The following is a 10,675-nucleotide window of genomic DNA, read 5'->3' on the forward strand; positions in this document are numbered from 1 at the left end:
CCGGGATCAGTCCTCATCATCCAGAAGGAAAAGACCATGACCACCAGCGCGAACACGCTCGTCACCAAGCTCGTCAAGCTGATCACCGATGCGGCTGGCAGTTCCGTCAGCACCGCCACTACGGCCAGGCTGACGGCAGCCGCCGCCATCATTGGCGAGGTCGGTGATCTGATCATCCCGTCGCTCGAGAACTCCAACAAGGATCTGTCGGCCATTCTCGATGCGATCAGCGCGATCGAGGACGATGCCGACAAACTCGACACCGATATCAAGACGCTCGTTGCCGCCTTCAAGGGCACGAGCAGCGCTGTCGTGCAGGCCGCGTGACGGCTGACCTCATTGCCGGGGCCGTGGCGTTCATCGTCGCGGCTCTCGGAGCCGTGATCTGGTACGCCAACCGGGCGGGGAAGAATGCGGCGTCTGTCAGCACGTCCGAGGCCGCAAAGACCGCTGCCGATGCGACGACGCTCAAGGCCCAATCCATGGCCCAGGCTCAGGCCGACAAGCCAGCAACGGAAGATGCCGTGTTGCAGCGGCTCGGGGACGGCACGGCATGAGGGGGCTTGCTCTCGGGGCCCTGCTCGGGCTCTCCGCCTGCTCATCGGTGCAATACGTGCCCTGCCCTACCCTTGTGACCTATTCCAAGGCCGATCAGGCAGCGCTTGCTGCTGAGATTAAGGCCAGTCCGAAACCGGAAACGGTGCGCTGGATCGGCGACTATATCGGGCTGCGGGATCAGGTGCGGGCTTGTCAGAAGTGATTGGCGTCAGCGTGATCGCGCTGAAAATCTCTGTCTCTTCCGTACGGCGGCACAAAAGGAACTTAAAACGTGACAAAGAAACGATGCTGCGCAACTAAAGAGCTTTCGCTCTGCGTTGTTGAATGGGAAGACAGCACTCAACCGGTGAGTGCTTGGGAATGGATAGACGAAGTTGCTCCATATGAGCCGGTATTATGCCGAACTGTAAACCATCTGCTGGTCAGAAATTCAACGCACTTGCTTATGGCGATGAGTATTGGGCGTCGCGCCCGCTGGATGCTCTGGGAAGCGTCCAGTTGCTAAGCCAGTTTTACCCGCCCAGCGCGAGGTCGCAGAATCGCACGATCTGGCGGGGCGGTACAAGGGGAAACGACTCGCAGCCCACGGGAACAAGCCGCGAACAAACTGCACGGATTTTGCACGGATCGGCCCGGACGACTCTCGACCGCAGTAGATCGGTTTAGATCAAGAAGATGCGAAGGTAACACCCTACAATCTTCAAAAAACAGCAGTTTTCTGCGAGGGAGGATGGTGGGTGCGACAGGGATTGAACCTGTGACCCCTGCCGTGTGAAGGCAAAGTGACAACTAGGTAAGCCACTGTTTTATATAATTTATTTTGCACCCTCTGATATAGTGGCCCCGATCTGGCACGAATAGACGATATCAGACCAGTCAGTCGTGTTGAGCCAGCGAATCACCGCCTCCCTGTGATGGTCCGGCATCTTCTTGGCATAGCGAGTGACCATTGTGATCGTCTGCCACCCTCCCTCCTCTTTCAGCTTCAGAAGATCCCTGTGCACGCAATAGTGCCACGTCGCCCATGTGTGGCGCAGGCAGTGCGGGGTGAGGCTCGGCACAAAAACCTGCCGCTCCTTTGTCTCCCCCTTTGGTATCCAGACCCGTTCGCGACCCGGTAATCCTGCGCGCTTGCAGGCATATGCCCAAGCGTTCTTGATCTGGCCCCCACCGTTCCGTCCGGTGTCATAATAGGCGTCTCCCATCACAAGCCCCTGGGCCCCTCGCGATGATCGCACGGGGCGGAACACCCTCCCCGATCGGTATGGCAGGCCAGCAAGCGCGAGAACAACTACAGGCGGAAGGTCGATGTGTCGCTCTGTCCCCTGCTTCTGCCAAACAACCGCACGCGCCGCAGGCAGATCCACATCACTCCAATCGAGATCCAGCGCCTCGGACATGCGGGCGCCAGTGCCAATCAGAAAAACCAGCAACGGCCGGACATGCGCCGCCGCCTCGTTCACCAGGTCGACCGCTTCTTCTGGCCGGATGAAAAGCATTTTCGTCTGAGGGACGCGAGGCATCTGGAACGCGGGCTTGTCGCACCACCCGCGCACTGCCGCGAATTCGAGTATGGCCCGCAACGGCGTCAGCACGCCACGGGTCTTGGTGGCTGGTGAGGCGTTGACCCCATCGCGAAGGATGGCTTTGCACGCCTCGTCTGCATCCCCCTGCCCGATCGAGGTCAGCTTTCGCTTGCCGAAATGCTTCAGGAGCCGTTCGACATGGTTCAGAGTGGTTTCGCTACGCTGCTCGGCCTCAAGATAGGCCGTGACAGCCGCTGCGAAGGTTACGACCGCACGCTTGCCATAGACGCTTTCAGCCCAGAGTTCCGCCTCCCGCTTTGCCCGGTAAGCCTCTGCCTGCTTCGGGTCAGCCGTTCCAGTGCTTTCGTATAGGCTTTGTCCTCGGACGGTTCCGCGTATGTAGAGGTCTTGCCGCCCTTTCCGGGAGACGATCTTGAGGGGCATTCCAGGCTTTCAATCAGGGTCTTGATATCTTCGGGACTGAACTTGATCCGCGGTCCGACGCGACGGTGCGTTGGCTTCCCGTCATGCTCAGGCACATCACGCAGATGATGCAGCAGCTTCGTTCGTCCGACGATCCCACGAAGGTCGGTTGCTAAAACGTCGAGCATCGGGCGCAGCCGTGGCATTCCCTCACCCATACTTCGCCCTCCTTATTCCTCTCTTGAAAAGCTGCCGTACACGCAGCAGAAACATCGCAATGCGCCGGGATAAAATCTTGATCTCCGCCTCCCTCATGATCTCCATGCAGGTGGCCACACATTCATCGCAAATGAACACGGATGGACCGGCAACAAGGGACTTCACCTCATGCTGAGATTTCCCGCAAAACGAGCAATAGAAGGTCTCACCCATCCGCCCTCTCCTTTCGATGCTCAGCAAAGTCAGCATATACCGCGCTCAGATCCTCTCCCGTGGCCTTAACCTCGAGCAGGATCGTGAACAGCGTATCGACCTTCACGGCCTGGCCGCGCACGATCCGCGATACCGTGTGTGCGCCCATGCCCGCAGAGAGAGAAATGGCCTCCATTGAGCGACCATCTTTCTCGACCAGCCGCCGCACCCGCTCGCCCAAGAGGCGGTTGAAGGGGGTGGGGTCAGTCATGATCATAATCCTCAGCCACAGCAGCCAGCGCCTCAAGCGCTATCCTATGCGCTACGGCATGGCTCCCCGTCTTAGCGACAATATTGGATAGTGCGTTACGATAGCGCCTGGCTTCCTCTTGCTTCCGACCTTTGGCCACCTGAAGCTGCTCGATCCTTTCCGAATGACCACGTTCAGCAAGAAGCAAGATGTGATCAGCCCATAGCCAATAAGAAACATCCTCCGGCAAACCTTCCTTCGTATCCCGCAGAACCTCTTTCCAGAGATAACGCCGAATAGGGGCCATACGAGGATCATCCTCGTAACGGAAATCTCGCACGCGCTTACCCATGCTCGCCTCCCTCGCGGATGGCTGCGATACGACGCAGAGCGGATTTCAATTCAACCCGCGCCTCCACTTTGCGACTGTTTTCAAGCCACGTAAGCGCGTTATTTACAGCACTGCTCCACACCTTATTCTCCTCCTCCAACTCCTTCACCTGAGCCTCAAGCGCGGCGACGTTGGCGGGGCGGGTGTAGAGGGCTTCGGTGTGCGTCTCGTCCCGCTTGGGAATGATGGACGCACTGGTGAAAAGCGCCTTGGACTGACGGAAAAACTCCATCATGTCCGGCCTGACATACCCGACCGGCTCTGCCCCCTCCGCATCCTTCCGGCGCTGCTCTGCCGCGCCTCGGGCCTCGGCGGCGCGAACGTGAGCAAGAGCTACTGGGAGGCGATCAGGCACGCGAGTTTCATCAATGATGTGGCGCAGAGCGAGCGCGTGCTCTTCAGTCGTCCGAAACTCCGCGCTCTCCGGCTTCTGTTCGTGGGTCATGATGCTTTCTCTCCATCACACCGGGCAGCGGTACTGACGAGTTCATCGGCGAGCCACCGAGCGTGATCGGGGCAGATGTCCACGGCCTTCCAACCCTTCTCATCGGATATGGCGACGCGCGTACAATCATCAGGAGTCCTGGAAACACTAATCCAGAGTGACCATTTATCACGGACGGCGCGGCGATTACCGTTCTCAGCACTATCGTCACTCATCCCCGTCTCTCCCCTGCGCTCCGGCCCTTCACGGCCTCATGCCTTTGTCCCTGCGCCGCTATCCGGGCGCGAATTGCATCCTGTGCCGCCTGCTCTCTCGTCAGGCGGTCCGCTATTTCCTCGTCGGCCGCCTGTGCGATCTCCAATGCTTCAAGCAGGCCGCGCTTGATCTTGTGGAAGGCTGCGGCGGTCATGCGGGCACCTGTTCGAGCATTTCGAAATAGATCCGCTTGCAGGCCCGCACATCGACCAGCGCGTCATGAGCGCCGTCCAGTTCTTCGCCATAGAAATGGCGGATACACTCAGCCAGGCTCGGCGCTTTGGGCTTGTCGCCATACCCTGCAGCAATCATTCGCTCGGTCGGGGGCAGGTTCACGATCGGTGAGGCGTTCATCATCGTGCAGGCTTGCCGCTCGGGCAGCTTCCAACCACGCCCAGCGCGCGCGAACATCGTGCCGACAATCTGCCGGTCAAACTTGATGTTGTGCGCTACGATCGTATCGGCAGCGCAGCACAGATCATACATCGCCCCGGCTGCGACCACTTCGCGGATACCGTATCGACTCGCCTTCTCTGTCGTGATGCCATGCACCCTGGCTGCACCTTCAGGGATAATCCATCCGTCAGGCTTGATGATGACGCTCAACTGCGCCTGCTCTTTGCCTCGCTCATCCGTCAGGATGGCCGCAAGCTGTACGACATGCGGCTGGTCCTCGTGGTTGGTGGGGAGGCCATAGTTCGGCAGCCCCGTGGTTTCGGTGTCGAAGAAGAGGATGCTCATGCGGCGGCCCCCTCCAATTCTCCGGTTTCTTCGAGTACAACTCCATCGTCATCATGCTCGAGCGCGTCGAGCTTTGAAGGCGCTTCCGCCTCAACCCGGATCGTCGGCGCAGCGACATCCTGTGCATCGTTCTCGTCGTCCCGGCGCATAAGGTCCTCGGCCTCGGTATCCATCGGCAACCACTTGGAGAGACGACGAAACACCGTCTTGCGGGCCATCTCGTCCCACCACTGAACCCAGGGCCCGCTCTTGCCGGCGCGGCTGACTGCGCGAACCTTTTCGATCGCGGCTACATCCATGACCTCGAACTGCGGATCGCTGCCGTCTTTGAACTTGGCTACAGCATAGGCGCCGATTGCCTTTCCGCGATCGCCGGGAAAAAGCGGACGGTGTTCGATGCTCGCATCTACGCCCTGTTGCCAGACGAAGTGATCGTTCTCATAGATGACATGTGCCTGAATGCTCGCGATCTCACCGCTGTTGCGGATGCGCTTCTGAATACCGGCCAGCATCGGCATATACTGGACCTGCTGCCCAAACATCACGAGTGCGGCTTCGCGCCCATCCGGGATCAGTCCGTCCGCCGCACACTTCAGGCACGATGCGAGCAAAGATTTGCGGTCGGCGTTCATCAACCCCTGATTTTGCTGCACAACCGTCATCACGACGCGCTGAAATTTCTCAGGCTTGATGTGCGACGGAAGTGCGTTGCGAAACTCGCCCGTCATGCTCGTGATCTGGGTACGCAGCTTCTCAGTGGGGGTTGCGAGGGCATTGCTCATGCGTTTGCTTCCTTGATCTCGTAGCGGCGCGCTTCCTTCCGGCCCGGGATCATTTCTCCCGGCAGGGCAGCGCGCGGCGCCTTTTCTGGTGTGACTATGGTGCTGATGAAGAAGCCTTGGCTCCTGGCCTTCTTGGCCGTGCCCAGCTTCTCAATCAGGCGATTTTTGAAGCCCTGCTCTTCGCGTTCGATCTCCTTTCGCTTGGCCGCTGCGTGGAGCAGGCCTGCGCAGATCTCCGGCAGTTCGTTGTCGCCTTCCATGTCCGCAATCTCGTCGCGAACGGGCGAATTCATGGCGCGAAGGATCGCTCCCGTCTGGGTTGAATTATCGACGGGCGGCTCATTGCCCTCATCTATCGATTTCCAGAATGCCGCGACCTTTTGCCGGATTTTGGCAATCAGCTTGGTACGCGCCTCATAGCGGTAGATGCGCAGGTCATTCCCGCCGATCAATTCGCCGACTGCTCCCCAGGTAAATCCCGAGCAGGCAAGCTGGTGCTGAAGCTGCAGCAGGATATGCAGTGGCGGCTCACCATCGACCCATGACTGCTTATGCACTCGGTAATCGACGTTCTTGATCTCAAGAGCGCCCGGTGTGGATCGCCCTTCTTCGCCGCCCTCAATGACAAAATCGAGCGTAGCACCCAGCCCGCGACACGACAGATCGGTGAAGTGGCCACCTTTGCGGATCTTCCAGCCTTCCTGCTCTGCGCAACCATACGCGATTGCCTCTTCCAGGCGGTTGCCCCAGCGCGTGCGCGGATTATCGACTTCCGGAGCGGGTGCACGACCGGATTTGACGAGCCAGAGTCCATGCAGGCCCAGTGCGTAATCAGGCTGCGCGTCGAACAGGGCTGCGATCTCGGAGCCTCCGACATGCCTTGCGCGCAGGGCGTGCCATTCCTCGCCGGTGATTGTGAGGACTTCGCTCACGCCCCCTCTCCCTTGGCCTTGGCGAGCGCGGCGCGTGCGTTCCTGATCACGTCAGGTTCGCAACCCCACGTCAGCATGTCCGCCGTTTCCTCGACCAGATCCTTCAATGCGTCGAACAGTTCCGGCGAAGCAGAGATAAGGCGGGCGTTGGCCTCCATAACTTCCTCGGCATTCACTGGCGCCCATCCTTCAGTGGAGAAGGCGGATGCACAAACGTCTCCAAGCTGTCCGTGCTCGTCGCTCCCGAATTCCCAGAAGTCTGGGTTTCGGTGGCAATGCCAAGGCCCCGGCGTCCATTTCCCGCTCATGAGCGTTCCCCCCACAATTCAGAAATCATCCGCCGATCGGCCTCAGTCCGCTGAGCCTCCCACTGCTGGATGAGGCTCTTGTGGAGCGGGGTCGCATCGAGCCCCCAGGCTTCGTTGCGTAGGTGCTTGAGGACTGCGTTCGCCCTGGCGAGGTCGTACTGTGCGGGCGTCATTGTGCGGCCTCCTGCACAACCGGCACACTTGCCGTTACCCCGAAGCTCTCCACCGACCAGCGCAACGACTTGGCCGCAGATCGGTCTCCGTACGCTTGGCGTATCAGGCGCTCGGCTGCGTCTTTGTCAGTCTCCTGCAGCGCCTCAGCGGCTTTGATGTGCAGTTCGGCGGATGCCAAAAGTCGGTCATGCACGTCCATGAGGAACGGCGCGTAAATCCCGTTGCCCATCACCCTGCCCTCTGCTCAAGCATAGCACGGTTCGGCAGCGCCTCACCAAGGCGACAGAACAGGCAATCGAGCTCGTCCGTATCGAACGCGCCCCGGTCATTCACGCGGGACAGCTTGGCGTTCACCTGCTGCTCTGTGTGCGTGATCAGTTCGCGGATTTCCTCGGCGATCTCTGCGTCCTGGCTGACCGCCGCCTGATAGTTGCTCATCGCATTGGCGCGATGATACGGGCTGCGGGTATCTCTGCTCCGAAACTGCATTCCGTCTGGATATGCCATCTTCTCTCTCCATCACTGGAAACACTGGCCGGAAACCCGGCTTGTTCGGCCCCGGCGTACCGGGGTCGCGTCAAGCGGGGTCAGGCAAAGGCCTTCTTGATGAGAGCGGCGTTATACTCGCGCTCCTTTCTCTGAATTTCTTTTGCCGTGTATGGATGGGGATGGCTCTTCGAATAGAAGATCTCGGGTGTTAGCGGAGACCTCTTAAGCACTCCGATGACACCGGCCTTCATACCGGTACGCAGCTCTTTTCTGACTTGAGCCGGGATCTTCCCTGCGACCACACGCGTACCGCTCAGCAGGATGCTATCTACATTCGGCCCAATGCCGGATTCATAGATACCCATCACTTCGCCCCCTGCGCTTCGGCGATCAGGGCATCGCTCGGCACGGCGAAGCGTGGCCGAAAATGTTCGGTCAGCTTTCCCGTTTCGCGGTCGAGATGCTTACTGATCCCAGCAATGTCATGGAGAAAGTCAAATTTGTCCGCGCCAAGCATATCGCTGAGGCGAAGCGGAAGGCCGTTCGCGTGGGTAGCGGTAATGTCCATCGCGATATCGGTACGGCTCGGCAACTTAGAGCTGAGATTCAAGCCCTCGATGAGCTTGATCGCACGCGTCGATATCTTTCTGATAATCGCCCGGTCAGCGGTCGACACGTCGAAATTTACGTTTGCCATCTGGCTTCCCCATCGGTGGTGATGGGGATACGTTTGCCACACAAACTTTCTGTCCGCAAGAAAAATGTTTGCCACACGAACGCTTGCGCACAAAAAGAAACCCGGCTGGGCCGGGCTCCGAATGGGACATGGCTCGGGGCTTACTTTTTCTGCCCGGTAATCAGGGCTATTACAGTGCCAGTTATAGAGGCGCCGGAAATCGCAGATCCCGCTGCATCATGGCCTAAAGCCACAAGAACCATTCCCCCTATAAGAGCAATTCCGGCGAAACAGGCACCTAGATATCTTCCCGTCATGTTCGTACGATAGCTATATGACAACGCGCGGCTCGCACGCTCAATCTCCGCAGCATGGCCGGTTTTCGCCATATGAACTATATCATCTGCTGTGCCTGGCCTTATTCGATCGTAACTCTCGAATAGATCCGGCGGCGGCAGCGGACCGACGTGCATCGTCTGTGTCGCAGCGAACTGTAGTTGCTGTGTGATGGGTAGAGGAGGCTTATCGGAGAAACCTACAGAAGAACCAACGTCGAACGGCACATTTGACGGGCCAACACGAAGGCCCTCCTTCTGCTCATCTGCCAAGTTTCACATCTTCTTCAGACATCGCCGCACGAAACGCCTGCCCAACGCCACTCAGCACATTCCCGCGCAGCTCGGCGTCGCTGACCACGCGATATTCTTCTGCCGGACCAGCAAACTGGAAAAGGCTTGAGATACCAGCGCGAGTAGCCTGCATGAGATTTTTCGTCATTTCATAGCTTTCCGACATGCTGTTCTCCTCCGAGAGGCGTCAACATGAAACCCTTTCGGCGACATTGCAAATTACAAAATGCCTTGTGCCTCTGTTCAGAATGAGAATCGGTTTTGGAAGATTATCCTGAGGCACTCTGCGTTTAGTGGCGGGCGGAATTGGCAACTTGGACATTTTATCTATTCTTTTCAGTTACTTATAGTGGAGGACTGCACTTTGCGTCTCCTGCGTAGATTTGCCCACCCTCACCAAACCGCAATGTTCCCGCGCTTGAAATGTTCTCGTTCTGTTCTCATAATGCATAGCATGGCAACGGCAGAACGACATGACCCGATTCCCTCAGGCAGCGTCAGCGCTCCCGGCTTTTTCGGCCAGGCGCTCCGCGACAGAAGCCATAGCCGCTCGCTCCCCATCGTTCATTGCTCTCCACATGCGCAGAAGGGACCGCTCGTCGGCGTCTTTGACCACATCGCGCGCGCTCTGGAGTTCCGAAACAGAAAGTCCGGTAAGGTAGTCGAGGGAAACGCCGTAAAACTGGGCCAACTTGAAGGCTGCCTCGACGCTGATGCCCGTCTTTCCGCCCTCTGCGTTCGCGACGTGCGAGCGTGAGACATCTGCGGCTGCCGCAACATCAGCCTGAGTGAGCTTCCTGCCTACCTCAGCGGATTTACGCAGACGGATGGCTTGTAAGCGCTCAGCCATGATTTTGCGGTCAAACATGCACTGATCCTAGCGCATCCTCTTCACGAATGGGTTTGCGTGGCAAACAAAACGCTTGCGATGAACGATGTTCGTGTGGCAAACCTTTTGTATGACACCAAAGGAACTCATCGCCCTTGTCGGCGGCCCGAGCGCTCTTGCCAAAGTTTTGGGCGTCAAACATTCGACCCCAATCCTCTGGAAAGAGATTCCCCCGCATCATTGCCCGAGCATTGAAGCGAATTTCGGCATCCCCCGTGAGCAACTGCGGCCGGACCTGTTCGAACGCACCCCCACGGAGGCCCGCCCATGAATGCGGAGATCGTGCCCTTCCGTATCGAGGTCCAGACTGATGGCGAGGCTCGCATCAGTGACATCGAATTGGCGAAGGGTCTCGGCTACGTTGATATCCGCGTATTCCGCCGCCTCATCAAAAACCATGTCGATAACCTATCGCAATTGGACGATGTGTTTTCAAAACGCATCGTTCCTTCTGGCGGGGGTAAGGCGGCAACGGCCTATTTCCTGACTGAGCATCAGGCGCTCTTCATGATCAGCCGATCCGACATGCCGGTCGCAACACAGATCATGATTAGCGTAGCGCGGGCGTTCATCGAAATGCGCCGCAACCAACCCGTCACCCGCGATCTCCTGCGCCTCAACATCCTCTCGCCCGAGGTGCGCGTATGGGAGAAGCGGTTTGAGAAGCCGTTCTTCGTGAACCTCCATCGCGTTCTCGGCCTGGCCAAGACCGGTCGCAACAATCATCCGAACTGCGGCCATTTCATCAACCGGTATGTCTATGACTTCCTGTTCGGTGAGATTGGGCTCGAGGTGA

The 10,675-nt window shown here is 58.4% G+C and carries 20 protein-coding genes and 1 pseudogene; 5 read left to right on the plus strand and 16 right to left on the minus strand.

The genetic code is table 11. From position 1 onward, the window contains the following. The 3 genes from WFJ47_RS16010 to WFJ47_RS16020 all read left to right on the plus strand — a co-directional run. Positions 1–327 (plus strand): hypothetical protein (locus WFJ47_RS16010; protein WP_336764327.1); only part of this gene is annotated, 327 nt, incomplete at its 5' end. Beyond that, positions 324–557 carry a hypothetical protein gene (locus tag WFJ47_RS16015; RefSeq protein WP_336764329.1) on the plus strand — a complete coding sequence of 78 codons (234 nt, stop codon included), beginning with the start codon at positions 324–326 and terminating at the stop codon, positions 555–557. The genes WFJ47_RS16010 and WFJ47_RS16015, both read left to right, overlap by 4 nt. Continuing rightward, a complete protein-coding gene (locus WFJ47_RS16020; protein ID WP_336764331.1) occupies positions 554–760 on the plus strand; it encodes a hypothetical protein in 207 nt (68 codons plus the stop codon). Before WFJ47_RS16015 ends, WFJ47_RS16020 begins: the two co-directional genes overlap by 4 nt. A gap of 613 nt (positions 761–1,373) precedes the next feature. Here the strand turns inward: WFJ47_RS16020 and WFJ47_RS16025 are convergent. The 16 genes and pseudogenes from WFJ47_RS16025 to WFJ47_RS16100 all read right to left on the minus strand — a co-directional run bounded on the left by WFJ47_RS16025 (position 1,374) and on the right by WFJ47_RS16100 (position 9,858). After that, the gene (locus WFJ47_RS16025; protein WP_336764333.1) at positions 1,374–2,528 is read right to left on the minus strand and encodes a site-specific integrase; all 1,155 of its coding nucleotides are present in this window, start codon (positions 2,526–2,528) and stop codon (positions 1,374–1,376) included. Positions 2,529–2,813: 285 nt separating this feature from the next. After that, a pseudogene (locus tag WFJ47_RS16030) lies at positions 2,814–2,939 on the minus strand (ClpX C4-type zinc finger protein); the annotation flags it as partial. Next, positions 2,932–3,189 (minus strand): hypothetical protein, encoded by a 258-nt coding sequence (locus tag WFJ47_RS16035; protein WP_336764334.1) that lies wholly within the window; start codon positions 3,187–3,189, stop codon positions 2,932–2,934. The gene WFJ47_RS16035 and the pseudogene WFJ47_RS16030, both read right to left, overlap by 8 nt. After that, positions 3,182–3,520, minus strand: a complete 339-nt coding sequence (locus WFJ47_RS16040; RefSeq protein WP_336764336.1) for a hypothetical protein — start codon at positions 3,518–3,520, stop codon at positions 3,182–3,184. The genes WFJ47_RS16035 and WFJ47_RS16040 overlap by 8 nt, the downstream gene beginning before the upstream one ends. Further along, positions 3,513–4,004 carry a hypothetical protein gene (locus WFJ47_RS16045; RefSeq protein WP_336764337.1) on the minus strand — a complete coding sequence of 164 codons (492 nt, stop codon included), beginning with the start codon at positions 4,002–4,004 and terminating at the stop codon, positions 3,513–3,515. Before WFJ47_RS16045 ends, WFJ47_RS16040 begins: the two co-directional genes overlap by 8 nt. A gap of 211 nt (positions 4,005–4,215) precedes the next feature. Next, positions 4,216–4,413, minus strand: coding sequence for a hypothetical protein (locus WFJ47_RS16050; RefSeq protein WP_336764339.1), 198 nt, complete (start codon positions 4,411–4,413; stop codon positions 4,216–4,218). After that, entirely contained in the window at positions 4,410–5,000 is a 591-nt protein-coding gene (locus WFJ47_RS16055; protein ID WP_336764340.1) for a 3'-5' exonuclease, read from the minus strand. The genes WFJ47_RS16050 and WFJ47_RS16055 overlap by 4 nt, the downstream gene beginning before the upstream one ends. Continuing rightward, a complete protein-coding gene (locus tag WFJ47_RS16060; protein ID WP_336764342.1) occupies positions 4,997–5,782 on the minus strand; it encodes a recombinase RecT in 786 nt (261 codons plus the stop codon). Before WFJ47_RS16060 ends, WFJ47_RS16055 begins: the two co-directional genes overlap by 4 nt. Beyond that, complete coding sequence (locus WFJ47_RS16065) at positions 5,779–6,714, minus strand: YqaJ viral recombinase family protein (protein WP_336764344.1); 936 nt, start codon at positions 6,712–6,714, stop codon at positions 5,779–5,781. Before WFJ47_RS16065 ends, WFJ47_RS16060 begins: the two co-directional genes overlap by 4 nt. After that, positions 6,711–6,890 carry a hypothetical protein gene (locus WFJ47_RS16070; protein ID WP_336764345.1) on the minus strand — a complete coding sequence of 60 codons (180 nt, stop codon included), beginning with the start codon at positions 6,888–6,890 and terminating at the stop codon, positions 6,711–6,713. The genes WFJ47_RS16065 and WFJ47_RS16070 overlap by 4 nt, the downstream gene beginning before the upstream one ends. A gap of 301 nt (positions 6,891–7,191) precedes the next feature. Beyond that, entirely contained in the window at positions 7,192–7,425 is a 234-nt protein-coding gene (locus tag WFJ47_RS16075) for a hypothetical protein (protein WP_336764347.1), read from the minus strand. Continuing rightward, complete coding sequence (locus WFJ47_RS16080) at positions 7,425–7,703, minus strand: hypothetical protein (protein WP_336764349.1); 279 nt, start codon at positions 7,701–7,703, stop codon at positions 7,425–7,427. The genes WFJ47_RS16075 and WFJ47_RS16080 overlap by 1 nt, the downstream gene beginning before the upstream one ends. 80 nt (positions 7,704–7,783) lie before the next feature. Further along, on the minus strand, positions 7,784–8,050 hold the full coding sequence (locus WFJ47_RS16085) for a hypothetical protein (protein WP_336764351.1): 267 nt from the start codon (positions 8,048–8,050) through the stop codon (positions 7,784–7,786). Then, the gene (locus tag WFJ47_RS16090; RefSeq protein WP_336764353.1) at positions 8,050–8,382 is read right to left on the minus strand and encodes a hypothetical protein; all 333 of its coding nucleotides are present in this window, start codon (positions 8,380–8,382) and stop codon (positions 8,050–8,052) included. The genes WFJ47_RS16085 and WFJ47_RS16090 overlap by 1 nt, the downstream gene beginning before the upstream one ends. A 576-nt stretch (positions 8,383–8,958) precedes the next feature. Continuing rightward, a complete protein-coding gene (locus WFJ47_RS16095; protein WP_336764354.1) occupies positions 8,959–9,156 on the minus strand; it encodes a hypothetical protein in 198 nt (65 codons plus the stop codon). Positions 9,157–9,477: 321 nt separating this feature from the next. Beyond that, a complete protein-coding gene (locus tag WFJ47_RS16100) occupies positions 9,478–9,858 on the minus strand; it encodes a helix-turn-helix transcriptional regulator (protein WP_336764355.1) in 381 nt (126 codons plus the stop codon). Between the two features lie 91 nt (positions 9,859–9,949). On the opposite strand from WFJ47_RS16100, the gene WFJ47_RS16615 reads away from it, so the two are divergent. Both WFJ47_RS16615 and WFJ47_RS16105 read left to right on the plus strand, forming a co-directional pair. After that, positions 9,950–10,150, plus strand: a complete 201-nt coding sequence (locus WFJ47_RS16615; protein ID WP_408863161.1) for a transcriptional regulator — start codon at positions 9,950–9,952, stop codon at positions 10,148–10,150. Further along, a partial coding sequence (locus tag WFJ47_RS16105; RefSeq protein ID WP_336764357.1) for a P63C domain-containing protein occupies positions 10,147–10,675 on the plus strand: 529 nt, incomplete at its 3' end. The genes WFJ47_RS16615 and WFJ47_RS16105, both read left to right, overlap by 4 nt.

It is taken from the genome of Asaia sp. VD9, from assembly GCF_037150015.1.
Classification (GTDB): Bacteria; Pseudomonadota; Alphaproteobacteria; order Acetobacterales; family Acetobacteraceae; genus Asaia.